The 15790-nt window shown below is 71.6% G+C and carries 13 protein-coding genes; 3 read left to right on the forward strand and 10 right to left on the reverse strand.

The genetic code is table 11. The annotated features are described in order from the left end of the window. Positions 1-27 precede the first annotated feature (27 nt). From ABD378_RS09325 to ABD378_RS09345, 5 genes are all read right to left on the reverse strand, one after another. Entirely contained in the window at positions 28-1545 is a 1518-nt protein-coding gene (locus tag ABD378_RS09325) for a long-chain-fatty-acid--CoA ligase (protein ID WP_344520075.1), read from the reverse strand. A gap of 55 nt (positions 1546-1600) precedes the next feature. Continuing rightward, positions 1601-2788: a thiolase family protein gene (locus tag ABD378_RS09330; protein ID WP_344520076.1), complete on the reverse strand. Its 1188-nt coding sequence runs from the start codon at positions 2786-2788 to the stop codon at positions 1601-1603. 345 nt (positions 2789-3133) lie between these two features. Further along, positions 3134-4357, reverse strand: a complete 1224-nt coding sequence (locus ABD378_RS09335) for an NAD(P)/FAD-dependent oxidoreductase (protein WP_344520077.1) — start codon at positions 4355-4357, stop codon at positions 3134-3136. Beyond that, on the reverse strand, positions 4354-5811 hold the full coding sequence (locus ABD378_RS09340; protein ID WP_344520079.1) for an FAD-dependent oxidoreductase: 1458 nt from the start codon (positions 5809-5811) through the stop codon (positions 4354-4356). Before ABD378_RS09340 ends, ABD378_RS09335 begins: the two co-directional genes overlap by 4 nt. Next, the gene (locus ABD378_RS09345; RefSeq protein WP_344520080.1) at positions 5808-7280 is read right to left on the reverse strand and encodes an FGGY family carbohydrate kinase; all 1473 of its coding nucleotides are present in this window, start codon (positions 7278-7280) and stop codon (positions 5808-5810) included. The genes ABD378_RS09340 and ABD378_RS09345 overlap by 4 nt, the downstream gene beginning before the upstream one ends. 239 nt (positions 7281-7519) lie before the next feature. On the opposite strand from ABD378_RS09345, the gene ABD378_RS09350 reads away from it, so the two are divergent. Then, on the forward strand, positions 7520-8512 hold the full coding sequence (locus tag ABD378_RS09350; RefSeq protein WP_344520081.1) for a hypothetical protein: 993 nt from the start codon (positions 7520-7522) through the stop codon (positions 8510-8512). An 81-nt stretch (positions 8513-8593) separates the two neighbouring features. After that, a complete protein-coding gene (locus ABD378_RS09355; protein ID WP_344520082.1) occupies positions 8594-10123 on the forward strand; it encodes an amino acid permease in 1530 nt (509 codons plus the stop codon). Positions 10124-10184: 61 nt separating this feature from the next. Here ABD378_RS09355 and ABD378_RS09360 read toward each other — a convergent pair whose 3' ends face one another. The 4 genes from ABD378_RS09360 to ABD378_RS09375 all read right to left on the reverse strand — a co-directional run bounded on the left by ABD378_RS09360 (position 10185) and on the right by ABD378_RS09375 (position 13647). Beyond that, positions 10185-10739 (reverse strand): GNAT family N-acetyltransferase, encoded by a 555-nt coding sequence (locus ABD378_RS09360; protein ID WP_344520083.1) that lies wholly within the window; start codon positions 10737-10739, stop codon positions 10185-10187. A 54-nt stretch (positions 10740-10793) separates the two neighbouring features. Then, positions 10794-11543 carry an SDR family oxidoreductase gene (locus ABD378_RS09365; protein WP_344520084.1) on the reverse strand — a complete coding sequence of 250 codons (750 nt, stop codon included), beginning with the start codon at positions 11541-11543 and terminating at the stop codon, positions 10794-10796. A 167-nt stretch (positions 11544-11710) separates the two neighbouring features. Then, positions 11711-12601: an NmrA family NAD(P)-binding protein gene (locus tag ABD378_RS09370; RefSeq protein ID WP_344520085.1), complete on the reverse strand. Its 891-nt coding sequence runs from the start codon at positions 12599-12601 to the stop codon at positions 11711-11713. Positions 12602-12606: 5 nt separating this feature from the next. Continuing rightward, positions 12607-13647 carry a saccharopine dehydrogenase NADP-binding domain-containing protein gene (locus tag ABD378_RS09375; RefSeq protein ID WP_344520086.1) on the reverse strand — a complete coding sequence of 347 codons (1041 nt, stop codon included), beginning with the start codon at positions 13645-13647 and terminating at the stop codon, positions 12607-12609. Between the two features lie 82 nt (positions 13648-13729). Here ABD378_RS09375 and ABD378_RS09380 point away from each other — a divergent pair, with 82 nt between their 5' ends. After that, complete coding sequence (locus ABD378_RS09380) at positions 13730-14356, forward strand: TetR/AcrR family transcriptional regulator (protein WP_344520087.1); 627 nt, start codon at positions 13730-13732, stop codon at positions 14354-14356. Here ABD378_RS09380 and ABD378_RS09385 read toward each other — a convergent pair. Further along, the gene (locus tag ABD378_RS09385; RefSeq protein WP_344520088.1) at positions 14353-15699 is read right to left on the reverse strand and encodes a radical SAM protein; all 1347 of its coding nucleotides are present in this window, start codon (positions 15697-15699) and stop codon (positions 14353-14355) included. The two genes, ABD378_RS09380 and ABD378_RS09385, sit on opposite strands and share 4 nt — an antisense overlap. Between the last annotated feature and the right edge of the window lie 91 nt (positions 15700-15790).

A 15790-nucleotide genomic window follows, 5' to 3' on the forward strand; every position in this document is an offset into this window, starting at 1 on the left:
CATCCTGGACGCCTCCGTAGCAGTCGCCTAGGACCCGCTGTAAGTGACCCGCAGCTCCCGCTTGAGGATCTTCATGCTGGGGCCGAGCGGCAGCTCGGCGGTGAACTCCACGCGGCGCGGGTACTTGTGGCGGCCCAGGTGTCCCTTCGACCACTCGGTGATCTGCGCGGCATCGGGCGCGGAGCCGGGAGCCGCGACGACTACGGCGCAGATCTCCTCGCCGTGCACGTCGTCGGGCAGGCCGATCACGGCGACGTGCGCGACGTCCGGGTGGCGCATGAGCACCTCCTCGACCTCGCGCGGGTAGACGTTGAAGCCGCCGCGGATGATGACGTCCTTCTTGCGGTCGACGATGGCCAGGAATCCGTCGGCGTCCTTGGTGCCGAGGTCCCCGGTGCGGAACCAGCCGTCGACGACGGCCTCGGCGGTCGCCTCCGGGCGCCCCAGGTAGCCGGAGAAGACGTTGTGGCCACGGACCACGACCTCGCCGAGCTCCCCAGCCGGCAGCAGCTCGATCCGCCCCTCGACGTCGGCGCGGGCGATCTCCACGTCCACGCCCCACAGCGGGTGGCCGATACTGCCCGCCTTGGTGCCGAAGACGGGCTGGTTCACGGAGGCGGTGGGCGAGGTCTCGGAGAGCCCGTACCCCTCGTAGACCGGTACGCCGAAGGCCTCCTCGAAGCGTTCGAGTACGGCCACGGGAAGCGAGGCGCCGCCGGAGATCGCGAGCCGCAGCGTGGGCAGCTCGGGGGCCGTGGCCGCGGCGGCCACGAGGTTCACGTACATCGTCGGCACCCCGTGGAAGGTGTTGACGCCTTCCGCCGCCATCAGCTCGATGGCCCGCGCGGCGTCGAAGCGCGGCAGCAGCACGAGCGTCGCGCCCGCGCGCCAGGTCGCGTTCATGGAGACGGTCTGGCCGAACGCGTGGAAGAGCGGCAGCGCGCCGAGCGCGATGTCGTCGCTGCGCACGTCGTGGGCGTCGAAGGCACAGACCGTCGCGTTCATCACCAGGTTGAGGTGGCTGAGCACGGCGCCCTTGGGGACGCCCGTGGTGCCGCTGGTGTAGAAGACGACGGCGGGGTCGTCGGCGTCGCGGGTGAGGTAGGTGGGGAGCGGCTCGGCCGCGCCCGTCAGGGTCTCCAGCTCGCCGTCCTCGCCGAGGGTCAGCATGCGTACGCCGGTGGCGGCAGCGGCGGCCTTGCCCGTCTCGGCCTGCGCGGGGTGACAGAGGAGCAGGGTGGCGCCGCTGTCCCGCAGGACGTGCTCGACCTCCTCCGCGGAGAGCAGGAGGTGTACGGGGACGACCACGCCGCCCGCGGCGAGGATCGCGTAGTAGGCGCGCGGGAACTCGGCGGTGTTGGGCGCCATCAGTGCCACCCGGTCCCCGGGCCCGACCCCGAGCCCCACGAGCGCCGCCGCCTGCGCGCGGGACTGCCCCCACAACTCGCTGAAGGAGAGCCGCAGTTCACCCTCGACGAGGGCGGTGCGGTCCGGCCGGCGACGGGCGGGCTCGGCGAGGATCGCGGCGAGGGACAGCGTGGCCATGGGTGGTGCTCCGTTTCCGTGCGTTCCGTGCGGCCTTGCGGGGGGGGGGAGAGATTCAGCCGCGCTCGACGAGCAGCGCACTGCCCTGGCCGACGCCCACGCACATCGTCGCGAGGCCGCGGGCCGCGCCGGTGCGGCGCATGCGGTGCAGGAGGGTGGTGAGAATGCGGGCGCCGGAGCAGCCGAGGGGGTGGCCCAGGGCGATGGCGCCGCCGGTCGGGTTCACCAGCTCCGGGTCGATGGCAAGGGCGTCGACGCAGGCGAGGGCCTGGGCCGCGAACGCCTCGTTGAACTCGGCTTCCTGGAGGTCGCCGACGGTCCAGCCGACGCGGGTGAGCGCCTTCTGGGTGGCGGGCACGGGCCCGATGCCCATGACGTCCGGGTGCACACCGGCGGAGGCGCCGGCGACGTACCGCCCGAGGGATTCGAGCCCGAGCTCGTTCAGGGCTTCCTCGCTGACGAGGAGGAGCCCGGCCGCGCCGTCGTTCATCGGCGACGCGTTGCCCGCGGTGACGGTGCCGTCCTTGCGGAAGACGGGGCGCAGGCTGCCGAGCTTCTCGTACGAGGTGTCCTCACGGACGCATTCGTCGAGGTCGACGAGGGTGCCGTCGGGTCGGGTGACGGGGAGGATCTCGTCGTCGAAGTGGCCGTTCTTGCGGGCCTCGGTGGCGCGTTGGTGGCTGCGCAGGGCGAAGGTGTCCTGGCGCTCGCGGGAGATGTTGTGGCGCTCGGCGACTTCCTCGGCGGTCTCGCCCATCGCGAGGACGCCGTGCAGGTCCTTCATGGCCGGGTTGACGAGGCGCCACCCGAGGCGGGTGTCGGCGGTCTCCATCTTGTGCGGCAGCGCTTCGTCGGGGCGTGGCAGGACGAAGGGGGCGCGGCTCATCGACTCGGAGCCGCCCGCGAGGACGATGTCGGCTTCGCCGGACGCGATGGTGCGGGCGGCGGCGGTGACGGCCTCCATCCCGGAGGCGCAGAGCCGGTTCACGGTGGCGCCGGGCACGGATTCGGGGAGTCCTGCGAGGAGGGCGGCCATGCGGGCGACGTTGCGGTTGTCCTCGCCCGCCTGGTTGGCGGCGCCCCAGTAGATGTCGTCGATCCGGGCGGGGTCCAGCTCGGGGGTCCCTGCGAGGAGGCCGCGTACGACCGTGGCGGCGAGGTCGTCCGGGCGGACGGAGGAGAGGCTGCCGCGGAGTTTGCCGATGGGGGTGCGGCGGGCTGCGGCGAAGTGGACTGGGCGCACGATACGGCTCCGGATCGTTTGCGGTGGTCGTCTGCGGGGCTCTGCGAGGGCTTTGCGGGGGCATCGCGTGACGTAAATTAGCACTGCTAGTTTTGGAGTGTACGGGCAGCTGCCGCTAGACGGAAGAGCGGTCTTTTCCCCAACCCCGCCCCTTCCCGAAAACCCGCTCTGGCGCGGGGGCCCTTCGGTGGCCTTGGTTGCCGTCATCACCGGCTGCGCCGAGCTCGTCCTCAATCGCCGGACGGGCTGAATCTTTCAGCCCGTCCGGCGATTGAGGACATCTTGTACGGGGTCTGGGGCGGAGCCCCAGTTCGGGAAGGGACGGGGTTGGGGAAATAAAAGGCCCTAGCCGAACGCCACCCGCACCGGACCACCACCCGCATCCACCCTCCCGACCCAACCCCCCGAGAGATACACCCCCCGGTTGGGCAGCACCCTCCGCCGCACCCGCTCCCGGTACAGGCCCCGCCCGTCCTGCGTGACCACCAGGACAGGGCAGACCAAAGCCTCCGCCGTCCGCAGGACAAAGCGGCCCCCATGAGCACCTGGCACGAGCCGGTTCGGTGCCACCCATCGCAGGGGGGTATCGACCACCACCGGCACGCCGCCGGACGGCCACCCCGCGCCGTCCAAGTAGCCCCGCACCGCGCGAGCGACCCGCGCCCCCTCCCCCGCGGCCACCCCCGCCGGCTCCACCGCGTGCACCCCGCTGCCCACTGCGAAGACACCTGGCGATGCCGTGCGGAACGAACCGTCCACCGCGGGTCCCCGCGTCCCGGGGTCGAGGAGCACTCCCCCGCGCCGGGCCAGTTCGTGGTCGGGAACGAAGTCTCCGGTGAACACCACCGTGTCGCAGGCGAGCACCGTCTCCCGCCCGTCACGGTGTCGCAGCCGCACCCCTGACAGCCGTCCATGGCCCAGGAGTTCGGTCACCGCCGTGCCGGTCAGCAGCGGCACCCGGGCAACCCCGAGCCGGGCCGCCGTGGCCCGCGCCAAGCCCACCTGCGCCCGCGCCTCCTCCATGACGAGCGCGGCGACCTCCACGCCCGCCAGCCGCAGCGCGGACAGCGCCGCGTAGCTCACCGGCTCCGCCCCCACGACGACCGCCCGGGTCCCGATCTCCTGGCGGTAGACGTGGACCGCCTGCTGCAGCTCCCCCGTGGTGAGCACTCCCGCCGGGCGCGTCCCGGGCACGAGCCGCGCCGTCCGCGGCCGTTCCCGCGCGCCCGTGGCCAGGATCACGGCGCGCGCGGTGATCCGTTCCAGGCCGTGCGGTCCCGTCGTGTCCAGGGAGAGCGGTCCGGCCCAGCCGGTGGCGGTCACCCCGGTCCGTACGGCAGCTCCCGCGCCGAGCGCGGCCTCGACGAGGCTCTCCGCGTACCGCGGCCCCGTCACTCCCCACCGCCCGAATCCTCCGTGGTGGCAGTGGCGCGGCACCCCGCCGGCCCGCGCCTCCCGTTCGAGTACCTCCACCGTGCCCGTGCCCGAAGCGGCGAGCCGGGCCGCCGCGGCGAGTCCCGCGGGACCCGCGCCGACGACGAGGACGTCCACGCCCCGCTGCCGCCTCATCGCGCCGCCCCCGACTCGCCCCAGCCGTCGAAGAGTTCGCGTACCGCCGCCCCGCAGTAGAACCCCTGGCAGCGCCCGCCCCGCGCGCGTGTCCGTCGGCGCAGGCCGTCCAGTGATCCGGGCGGGACGGTACTGATGAGGGCGTCCCTGATCTCCCCGCGGGTCACGCGCTCGCAGTGGCAGACGATGCTGCCGTACGCGGGGTCGGTCGCGATGAGGTCGGCGCGCTGGTAGGGGCGCGGGAACGCCTCGCCCATGTTCGGCATGCGCACCGGGTCCAGGTTTCCGGCCACCGTCAGGTCGAGGTCGGGGCCCGCCGCATCGGCGAGCAGGCCGACGACGTACTCCGCGATGGCCATCGAAGCGGTGAGGCCCGTGGAACGGATGCCGCCGACGGTGATGTAACGCTCCTGTGGTGACACGTGGATCTGGTAGTCGTCGTGTTCCGTGGCCGCCCGCAGCCCGGCATAGACCGCGGTGACCTCCTCCTCCAGCAGCGCGGGCAGGATGCGCCTGCCCTTGGCGCGCAGTCCGGCGAGGCCGTCCCGCGTCGTGCCCGTCGCCCTCTTGTCGTCCAACTCCTCGGCGGTGGGGCCGAGAAGAACGTTTCCGTACACGGTCGGTGCCACAAGGACGCCCTTCCCGAGGGCCGTCGGCACCGGCAGGAGGATGTGGCGGACCAGGTCGCGGGCGAGCTTGTCGAAGACGATGAGCTGACCACGGCGCGGGGTGACCGTGAACTCGGCGCGCCCGAGCAGCCGCCGGTCGAGCGCGTCGGCGTGCAGACCCGCGGCGTTGATGAGGTAGCGGGTGCGTACGACGCCTCGGGGCGTGGTCAGTTCATGGTGGCGGCCGGGACCGCCCGGGGATGTCGATGTTTTCGATGAACTGGGCTTTTCCACCTCGCAGTTGAGGTGCAGGTCCACGCCCGCGCGCACGGCTTGGGTGGCGTACGCCAGTGTCGTCGTCCAGGGGCAGATGATGGACTCGCCCGGGACGTCGAGCGCGCCCAGCGCGCCCTCGCCCAAGTGGGGTTCGCGGGCCCGCAGCTCGTCGGGGCCGATGATCCGGGTGTCGTCGTAGTCGTTGGCCTCGGCCTTCTTCAACAGGTCTGGCAGCGCCGCGAGTTGCTCCTCGTCCCAGGCGACGAGCAGCGCGCCGACCGGCTCGACGGGGATGCCGGACTCGGCGGCGTACGCGGCGAGCAGCCGCCGGCCCTCACGTACGAGGCGGGACTCCAGGGAGCCCGGCACGGCGTCGAAACCGGTGTGCAGGATGGCGGTGTTGGCCTTGGACGTGCCGTCACCGACGTCACCGGAGGCTTCGACAAGGGCGACCCGGAGGCCATGATGCCCGGCCAGTTCGCGGGCGATGGCCGAGCCGACCACACCGGCGCCGACGACGGTCACGTCGTAGGGCCCGGGCGGCAGCGGGCCCTTGGTGGTGACGGTCATGACGACGGCACGGGCGCGCGGTCGAGGAGGGCGCCGACCGCCGAGCGGAAGCCGCCCAGGCGCTCGGCGGCCCGGGTGGCGTCGATCTTCGGCTCGTACACGGTGGTGGGCCGCCACCGCGGGACCGCGTCCCGCACCGTGAGCTTCGGGTCGAGGCCCATGCGTGCGACCACACCCACGCCGAGTGCGGTGACGTCGGGCAACGCCGATACCTCGACGGGGATTTGGAGCAGGTCGGCCTGGGTCTGCATCAGGAGGGCCGAGCGGGTCAGACCGCCGTCGACGCGCAGACTCGTCAGGGGCTCGCCCAGGTCGGCGGCCACGGCGTCGGCGAGCGAGGCGACCTGGGCCGCGATGCCCTCGCACAGGGCGCGGACCAGATGGCCGGGGGCCGTGTCGAGGCCGAGGCCGGTGATCGAGCCGCGCAGATCGCCGCGCCACCAGGGCGCAGCGAGCCCGGCAAGCGCGGGCACGAACGTGACGCCACCCGCGTCGGGCACCGACGAGCCCACCAGGTCGAGATCCGCCGCCCCTTCGATCACCCCGAGGTCGGTGAGCCAGCGCACGGCGGACGCGGCCGTGTAGACCTGCCCGTCGAGGCAGTAGCTGCTTTCCCCCGCGAGGCGCCAGGCGACACAGCTCACCAGACCGGAGCCGCCCCGGCGCGGGCGCGAGCCGGTCTGGGCGAGCAGGAACGCGCCGGTGCCGTATGTGCACTTGGCGGTGCCGGGCGCGGTCACGTCCTGGGCGAGCAGCGCGGCCTGCTGGTCGACGAGAAGGCCGGTCAGCGGGAGCTCGGGGCCGAATGCCTTCGTGGTGCCGACCGGGCCCGCAGCGTCGACGACGCGCGGCAGCCGCTCATCGGCGAGGCCGAAGACGTCGAGGGCGCGCGGTGACCACGTGACGTCGTCCAGGTCGAGGAGCTGGGTGCGCCCCGCGGTCGCGGCGTCGGTGACGAACTCACCGGTGAGCCGGTGGACCAGCCAGGCGTCGCTGGTGGTGACGACGCCCTCTCGGGTGAGGTGGCGGCGTATCCACGCCATCTTGGGCGCGGCGAAGTAGGGATCGAGAGGGAGTCCCGTCAGCTGCCTCAACTCGTCGGCGTACGGGGCCAGTTCCGCGCACAGCGGCTCCGCCCGCCGGTCCTGCCACACGATCGCGTCGGTCAGCGGGCGGCCGGAAGCGGGGTCCCAGGCGAACACCGTCTCGCCCTGATTGGCGAGGCCGACGGCGGCGACCGGCTCCGCAGCTTCGGCCAGGGCGCGGCGTCCCGCGTCGACCACCGAGGCGAACAGCGCCGCCGGATCGACCTCCACCCGGCCTCCGGGGAGGTGGCGCGGGCGTACCGGCGCTGCGCCGGAACCGATCACTCCGCGTTCCGGACAGAGAACGAGAGCCTTCGTGCCGGACGTGCCCTGGTCGATGGCGAGGACTGCCTCGCCGCGCGGTCCTCTGCCATTGGTGATCACCGCGGAAGCCTGCTACAGCGGCCAGGAAGGCGTCAAGGGCCCCACCGCCGGGCCGGATCCGTCCTGACCTTTCTTCAAATTGCCAACCGGCGCGCCGAGTTGGGCACAATTCGATCCCAAAAGATCCACGAACCGCCATGTAAACGGAAGTTGCAGATCTACACTGACCGCCGAACAACATCATTCCGTCATAGGCCGGTTCACACGCCCTGCCCTCCGCCCTCCCCCACCGAGGATTCATGCCCACTCCGTCAGGCCGCCCCGTGTATCACCCGGCGGGCCACGACGAACAGTTGCGCGCCGTGCTCCAGGACCTCAAGACGGGTCGCTGGGTGTCGACGCGCAACCTTCTCGACTCGACGCCCGACTGGGGGCTCTGGACGCAACGTACGCAGATCCTGGCGGCCGCCGTCGCCGGATCCGACGTGGTCAGGGCCTGGCAGGCCGAGGAGCCGCACAGCGCCGCCGCGTCCGTGCTGCACACCAGGGTTTTGGTCGAGCGGACCCTGCGCGCCCATCGCGCCGGACACCGCCACACCAACGAGCTGTGGCGCGAGGCGGCAGCGGCGTGCGGGGCCACGATCGACGCCTCGCCCGAGGATCCCGTGCCGTGGGTCTGCCTGCTCGCCCTCGCCCAGCTCGACAAGGGGCAGCGCTGGGACGAGCACCGGGTGCCGGCCCCCGAGCCGATGCTGTTCCCCGGACCCTGGCACCTCCTCGCCGAGGCCGACAAGCGCGACCCGGGCAACCGCGAGGCCTACCACCGGATGCTGCAGTTCGCGTACACACGCCGCCCCGGAGGCCCCCTCACCGAGGCGGTCAACTTCTCCCACTGGGCGTCCGGTTCGGCGCACGCGGGCTCGGCGCTCCACGTACTGCCCCTGTATGTGCGCGTCGAGCGGTACCGCAAGGACGGCGGCAGCGAGAAGGCCCTGGATCTGCACTGGATCGGGGAGGACGCGACCCGCTCCGCCCTGCGCGCGCTGCACCTGTGGTTCGAGCACGCGCTGCCCGCGGCGACCTCGCTCCTCGACCTCAGCCACCTGGCCCACGCTTTATGGGGCGCGCATCAATTCCGGGACGCTACACGGGTGTTCGAGGTACTCGACCCCTTCTACACCGTGGCGCCGTGGACGTACCGCACGCGGTCGCCCGGTGACGCGGACGCGGCGGCCGAGGCGTTCACGCAGGCACGTACGCGCTGTCTCGGCGCCGTCCGAGATCAGGGCTGAGGCCCCCGCCGCGCACCGCGGCCTCCCGAATCGGCACCACCCGCTCTCCCCGACCCACCGCTCCCCGACGGAGGTACATCCGTGTCCCGCACCACCTGGTCGAGCCCCGCCTCGACCGCAGCGCCACTGCCCGACGAGGAAGCGAGGCTCAGGGAGCTCGGCTATCAGCCGGTCCTGGCACGCCGGATGGGCGGCTTCGGCAACTTCGCCATCAGCTTCTCCGTCATCTCCATCCTGTCCGGCTGCATGACCCTGTACGGGTTCGGGCTCGGCACCGGCGGTCCTGCCGTGATGCTCTGGGGCTGGGCGGGCGTCGGCCTCTTCGTTCTCTTCGTGGGCCTGGCCCTCGCCGAGGTCACCAGCGCCTATCCGACATCGGGGGCCCTCTACTACATGGCCGACCGGCTCGGCGGGCGCCGCTGGGGCTGGTACACGGGCTGGCTCAACCTGCTCGGCCTGCTCGGCGCGATCGCGGGCATCGACTACGGCGCTGCGCTCTTCTCCGGAGCGTTCCTGAACCTGAAGTTCGGCTTCACGCCGACGCCGGAGAAGACCTTCCTGATCTTCCTGTGCATCCTGCTGCTTCACGCCGTACTGAACCTCTTCAACGTACGTCTGGTCAGTCTGCTCAACTCGATCAGCGTGTGGTGGCACGTCGGCGGTGTCGCCGTGATCGTGGGCGTTCTCGCCATCGTGCCCGACCACCACCAGTCGCCGGGGTTCGTCTTCGGTGAGTTCGTCAACCACACCGGCTGGGACAACCCGCTCTACGTCACGGCGATCGGTCTGCTCCTCGCGCAGTACACCTTCTGCGGGTACGACGCGTCCGCGCACCTGTCGGAGGAGACCTCCAACGCCTCGGTGTCCGCGGCGCGCGGCATCGTGCGCGCCATCTGGGCCTCGTGGATCGCCGGTTTCGTCCTGCTTGCCGGGCTGACGTTCGCGATCCAGGACTACGCGGGCACGCAGAACACCGAGACAGGCGTGCCGCCCGCGCAGATCATGATCGACGCGATCGGCGAGTCCGGCGCCACGGCGCTGCTGCTCATCGTGATCGTGGCGCAGTTGTTCTGCGGCAACGCCGAGACGGCGGCGGCGAGCCGCATGGTGTTCGCCTTCAGCCGTGACAACGCGCTGCCCGGCTCCAAGGTGTGGCGCAAGGTCAGCTCCCGCACCCAGGTCCCGGTGCCCGCGGTGTGGCTCTCGGTCGGTCTGGCCGCGGTGATCGCCCTGCCGTCCCTGTACTCGACGACCGCGTACACCGCCGTGACCGCCATCAACGTCATCGGCATCACGCCCGCGTACGCCATCCCGATCTTCCTGCGGCTGCGCGCGGGCGACCGCTTCCAGCCCGGCCCGTGGAACCTGGGCCGCTGGAGCAAGCCGATCGGCTGGGTCGCCGTGCTCTGGGTGGCGTTCGTGACGGTCCTGTTCTGCCTGCCACAGGCCTCGCCGGTGACGGTCGACACGATGAACTACGCGTCGATCGCGCTCGCCGTGGTGCTGACCCTCGCCACGGTGTGGTGGTTCGTGGCGCGGCGCTCCTACAGCACCCCGTCGGCGTACGGGTCGGAGCGCGAGCAGGCGGAGATAGCGGAGGACATCGTCTAGGCGGCCGTCAGGCTGCCGTGTCCCCCTTGCCGTATCCCCTTGCCGAGTCCCCCGGATCGCCCTACGGGGTGCGGTCGTTGAGGATCCGCTGGAAGAGCCGGTGGTCGCGCCAGGCACCGTTGATGTGCAGGAAATCCGGCGCGACACCGAACTCCTCGAAGCCGCACTTGGCCAGGACCCGCTGCGAGGGCACGTTGTCGAGGAGGGTGCCCGCCTCGACGCGGTGCAGGCCGAGCTCGGTGTCGGCCGACGCGCAGGCGTACGTCACCGCGGCGGTGGCGAGGCCGCGGCCGATGTGGTCCACGTCGATCCAGTAGCCGAGGTTCCCGCTGCGCAAGGGGCCGAGGACGATGGTGGAGAGGGTGACCGTGCCGACGATCTCGCCCTCGCGGTCGAGCACCCAGGGTGCCGTACGCCCGGCCCGGCACTCCTCCAGCTGGGCGCGGAGCCGGGCCGCCTGCGCCTGCGAGGTGAAGTAGTCCTCGGGCCGGGTGGGTTCCCACGGCTCCAGGTGGGCGCGGCTGCGCAGGCGGGCGCGGGCGAGGCCGCCCGCGTCCTCCATGGTGGCGGGGCGCATGACGACGTCGGGGGCGATGCGTGCCGATTCGCTGATCATGCGCCAAGGGTAAGGAGTGCGGGGCCCCCGGGGGCCCCTACCGCTCGGCTCCGCTCACCTTCCGCCGGCCACCCGCAGGATCGTGCCGGTCGCGTAGGACGCGTCGTCCGAGAGCAGCCAGGCGACGGCCGCCGCGATCTCATCGGGACGGCCCGCACGGGCCAGCGGGATCCCCGCGGCGAGCTTCGCCGGGCGCTCGGGGTCGGCGTGGAACTCGGTCCAGATCACGCCGGGAGCGACGGCGTTGACGCGGATGCCGTCCGCCGCGACCTCCTTCGACAGGCCGACCGTCATCGTGTCGACGGCCCCCTTGGCCGCGGCGTAGTGCACGTACTCGCCCGGGGCGCCCAGGGTCGCCGCCGCGGAGGAGATGTTCACGATGCCGCCGCCGGCGCCGGTCCGCGTCATGTCGCGGATCGCTCGGCGGGCGCAGAGGAGATAGCCCAGTACGTTCACGTCGAGTGCGCGGCGCATGGCGGCGACGTCGGCCTCCGCGAGGGGGCCCACCGGGGCGCCGATTCCGGCGTTGTTCACCAGCCCGGTGACCGGGCCGAGTTCCGCGGCGGCGGTCTCGAAGAGGCGGTCGACGTCCGTCTCTTCGGCGGTGTCCATTTGGACGGTGACGCAGCGGGCGCCTGTGGCTGCGCCTGTCGCGCGGACTTGGGCGGCTGCCTTTTCGGCGGCGTCGGCGTCGGAGTGGTAGCCGAGGGCGATGTGGTGGCCGTCGGCGGCGAGGCGGGTGGAGATGGCTGCGCCGATGCCTCGGCTGCCGCCGGTCACTACCGTGACGGGGTTGTGCTGCACGTGGTCCTCCGGAGGTGCGGGGTGGGCGGGGTTGCCGTTTGATCGATCATTCCCCAACCCCGCCCCTTCCCGAAAACTCGCTCTGGCGCGAGGGCCTTCCAGTGGCCTTGGTTGCCGTTATCACCGGCTTCGCCGAGTTCGTCCTCAAACGCCGGACGGGCTGAGAATCAGCCCCGACGCCCCCGCACGAACTCCGCCAACGTCCCCGGCGCCCTCCCCCCGAACCGCTCGATCGTCTCCGTCACCTGATACAGCTCGTGGTGCGAGCCGATCAGGCGGAACAGTTCCCAGAGCTTGTCCAGGTGGGCCACCACGTGCGTGTCGCCGTAGAGGGTCATCGCTCGCTCGCGCCATTCCTCCGGTGCCACATCCACGTACTTCAGGCCGCCGCCGAACGTCTCCACCACCTCGCCGACCGTCAGCACCTGCCCCGTCAGCAGGACCACGGGATCAGAGCACTCCGGCATCGGGGCTGCCAGCAGGCCCGCTCCCACCCGTGCCACGTCCTGCCCCGCGATCAGTGGGAGCACCGTGTCCAGGGAGCCCAGCGGCATCGCGAGCTCACGGCCGCCGCCCGCCCGTACCAAGAAGTCCAGGTTCTCGAAGAAGACCCCGGCGCGCAGGTGCACCGCCCCGATCCCCGCCCAGTCGAAGACCTCCTCGGCGACCCAGTGCTGCCGCATCCGAGGTGTTCCCGCGTCCGGCGCTGCCGCCAGCTGGGACACCTCGACCACGCGCTCAAGGCCCTCACGCCGGGCCGCCGCCGCGAACGCGCCGGTCGCCTCCAGGAGACCGTCGGTCACCGGGTATGTGAAGAAGGCGCGTCGCACGCCCCGTACCGCCGTGAGTACGTCCGTTATCTCGCGGAGGTCGCCGACGACCACCTCCGCGCCCATCTTCCGCAGTGCGGCGGCGCGTTCGTCGTCGGTGCGCACGAAGGCTCGTACCGCCTGACCACGTTCGAGAAGCAGCCGCACCACATGGCCGCCGGTGGAACCCTGCTGTCCCCCTGCGGCCCCCGTGACGAGGACCGGTTCGTTCGGCGGATTCGTCGGCATCCCGTTCACCCCTCTCCACGCCGCAGCGTGAGCGTGAACGCGCCCCGCCGCTCAAGGTCCCGCAGGAACGGCTCCGCGGAGAACGCCTCGCCGGGTGCGAGGACCCCTGTCTTCGCCGGGCCCCTTCCCTCCGCGATCCGCACCGCCGCCTCCACCGAGGCCAGCGCTCCGGCCCGCCACAGGTCGTGACCGGCCAACTGCCCTGCCGCGCTGCCTCCTTCCCACATCGCCTGGACGGCGATGGTGAAGTCGGTGGCCGCTCGTTCCGCGGCGCCGATGTGCTCGCTCTCGAACGCCTCTTTCGCCTCGAAGGCGCTCGTGCTGAGCATCAAGTCGATGTTGCGGACGGGGACATGGCGCGGCACCGTCACGACCTCGCTCGACGGGAACGGCGCGATCATCGGGCGCGGTCCGAGCGGTGGCGGGAAGGGAAAGACGGCGTTGCGCGGTTCGACGTAGCCCGCCCGCAGGGCGCCTTCGCTGAAGGTGAGGCGTTCGGTCTCGGCGAAGAGGTGCGTCGCGGTGTTCTTGGCGCCGGTGGTCAGGCGCCAGCCGTTCACCGCGTACGCGACGACGATCCGCTCGATGCCCGCGATGCCGTCCGACACCGCCCCCGCCAGGAAGTCGCCGAGGCCTCCGTAGAAGCTGAGGCTGGGGATCATGACGGCGCCGGTGCGCTCCGCCGTAGCTTGCGCGGTGTCGAAGACGCGCTTCACGTGGTGGGGTTCGAGGGCGTGGTCGACGTAGTGGCAGCCCGCTTCCGCCGCGGCCGTGGCGAGGGGCGCGCCGGTGACGGCGAAGGGGCCCGCGCACTGGATGAGGACGTCGGCGGCGATCATCACCTCGCGCAGTGCCGCCGTGTCGTCCACGGAGGCGGTGCGGGTCTGCACCCGCTCCCCCGCGTCGAGTTCGTCGGCCAGCGCGCGTAACGCCTCGGCGTCGCGGCCGACCAGGAGCAACTCCTCGTCCCTGGCGAGGAGTTCGGACGCCACGAGGCGTCCGGTGTGGCCATAGGCTCCGTAGATTGCGAAGAGCGACTTTGTCATGCTCAACTCGCTTCCATACCGAAGGTATGCAACTGGTGCGGAACCTACGTACCCTGAGTATGTTCGTCAAGAGGAGCCGACCGTGATCCCGTCCGCGCGACCGACTGCCCGCCGCACCCAGGCGGAACGCTCCGACGCGACCACCGCGCAGCTGGTCGCCGCGGCGCAGCGGCTCTTCGGCCGGGACGGGTACGCGACGACGTCGATCGTCGCCGTGGCGGCCGACGCCGGGGTCACCAAGGGCGCGGCCTACCACCACTTCGAGGGCAAGGCGGCCCTCTTCCACGCGGTGTTCGTCCGCGAACAGGAGGAGATCGCGGCGGAGTTGGAGCGTGCGGCGGCCGAGGAGCCCGACGCCTGGTCCGCGCTGCGGCGCGGCTGCCGCCGGTTCCTGGAACACTGCCTCGATCCCGGGTTCCGGCGGATCGTGCTGCTCGACGCGCCCGCGGTCCTGGGTTGGGAGACCGTCCGCGAGATCGAATACGCCCATACGCTGCGGGTGTTGACCGGCGGAATGCGTGCGGCGGCGGCCGCGGGCCACATCGGCGACGGGGATCTGGACGTGCGCTGCCAGATGATGTTCGGCGCGCTGTGCGAGGCGGGCATGCTCCTGGCCCGCTCGCCCGACCCCGCCTCCGCCCTCACCTCGGTGACGGCGGAGGCCGAACGTCTGCTGTCGGCGCTGGCCGGCCGCGCCTCAGCTCTCTAGACCGTTTCCCCGACTTCCTCCGCCGCCTGATCCGGGGCCAGGCTGTCCATGAAGGACGAGACGGAGAACACCGCGCGCCCCGGCCCCGCGGGACCGTAACCGGGCGGCGACGTCAGGCCGTTGGCCTCCATCGTCGCGCGGTAGGCCTCCAGGAGGCGTACGTGGTACTCCAGCGGGGCACCCTGCGGATTCGCCTTGCCCAGCGGGGTCGTGGGCTCCGGGCACCACGTGGTGAAGCGGGGCGTGATGCCGCGCGACATGAAGTACTGCAGGCCCTCGACGGTGGAGTCGATGGCCTCGCCGACCGTTTTGAAGCCGAACGGCTCCGCCATCTCCACGCCCGCCACGAAGTTCGGGATGACGTTGCGCGGCCCGAAGACATCGGCGGAGTCCAGGATGCGGCGGTGCCACTCGTCACGGCCGACGTAGCGCTCCTTGCCGGGGCAGTACCGCTCGAACAGATACGGGTCCCACACCTCGTAGTTGGGGTGGTAGATCCGCACGCCGTAGTCGTGGAAGCGCTGCACGTCCGCCTTGGGCAGGGCCTGGGCGACGACCTTGCCGATCCAGCGGCCCGGAAAGCGCTCCTCGATGGCCTTCGCGTACTGGCCGTAGAAGTCGGCCTCGTCCTTGCCGCCGATCTGCGAGGTGATGGCGCCGCCGGTGAGCGTGTACGCGGTGGAGGACTTCGCGGTGTCGTACTTGTCGATGATGGCGAGGGCTTCGAGGACCTCCTCCATCGGCTTCACGCCCGTGTAGGGGCGGCCCGCCGCCTTCTGCTGGCGCCAGTTGTGGTTGATGTCGCAGTACTGGCACTCCTCCTTGGCGCCGAAGTACTGGCAGACCCGGAAGACCGTCAGATAGATGAGGTAGCCCCACTGGATGGTGGGCGCCACCTCCATCACGGACTTGCCGTTCTCCAGCGTGTGCCGGTAGTAGTCCGGCATCGGCGGCAGGCCCACGTCGGAGATGCGTACGCCGTCCAGGTAGAGGCCGAGTACGCCGTCGGCGTCGGCCGCCACGCGGTAGGGCGACGAGGGGTTCACGCGGACCGAGACGACCGTGCGGCGCAGGTCGTACGGGCCGCCGGTGAGGACGATCTCCTCGGGCGGGCGGCGCAGGGCGGCGGCGCCCAGCTCGGGCAGTGTGCTGTGGTCGAAGGAGAAGATGAAGTACGACTTCGGCTTGACCTCGCCGCCTTCGTTGTCGCTGAGGGCGGACTCGTCGAACGCCATCCCTCCCCTGAGCAGGTCCTCTTTGATCACCGCCTCTCGCGGCACCTGCGGGAACCGCTCCATGAGTCCTTCGACGAGCTGGGTACGGCTCTCGCTGCGGCTTGCCATCTGCCGGGCACCTCGGATCCTGTCGGTGAATTGTGCTTTCCCGTGCCCCCCACGCTAATACGCGGCTTTCGCGGCGCGGATCCGCCTCCGG

The organism is Streptomyces rectiviolaceus, assembly GCF_039533825.1.
GTDB classification, from domain to species: Bacteria; Actinomycetota; Actinomycetes; order Streptomycetales; family Streptomycetaceae; genus Streptomyces; species Streptomyces rectiviolaceus.

Bases quoted from the DNA above. Each gene is read 5' to 3' on its own strand.
- ABD378_RS09325 (WP_344520075.1), bottom strand. From the start codon at position 1,545: ATGGCCACGCTGTCCCTCGCCGCGATCCTCGCCGAGCCCGCCCGTCGC.
- ABD378_RS09335 (WP_344520077.1), bottom strand. From the start codon at position 4,357: ATGAGGCGGCAGCGGGGCGTGGACGTCCTCGTCGTCGGCGCGGGTCCC.
- ABD378_RS09340 (WP_344520079.1), bottom strand. From the start codon at position 5,811: ATGACCGTCACCACCAAGGGCCCGCTGCCGCCCGGGCCCTACGACGTG.
- ABD378_RS09350 (WP_344520081.1), top strand. From the start codon at position 7,520: ATGCCCACTCCGTCAGGCCGCCCCGTGTATCACCCGGCGGGCCACGAC.
- ABD378_RS09360 (WP_344520083.1), bottom strand. From the start codon at position 10,739: ATGATCAGCGAATCGGCACGCATCGCCCCCGACGTCGTCATGCGCCCC.
- ABD378_RS09370 (WP_344520085.1), bottom strand. From the start codon at position 12,601: ATGCCGACGAATCCGCCGAACGAACCGGTCCTCGTCACGGGGGCCGCA.
- ABD378_RS09375 (WP_344520086.1), bottom strand. From the start codon at position 13,647: ATGACAAAGTCGCTCTTCGCAATCTACGGAGCCTATGGCCACACCGGA.
- ABD378_RS09385 (WP_344520088.1), bottom strand. From the start codon at position 15,699: ATGGCAAGCCGCAGCGAGAGCCGTACCCAGCTCGTCGAAGGACTCATG.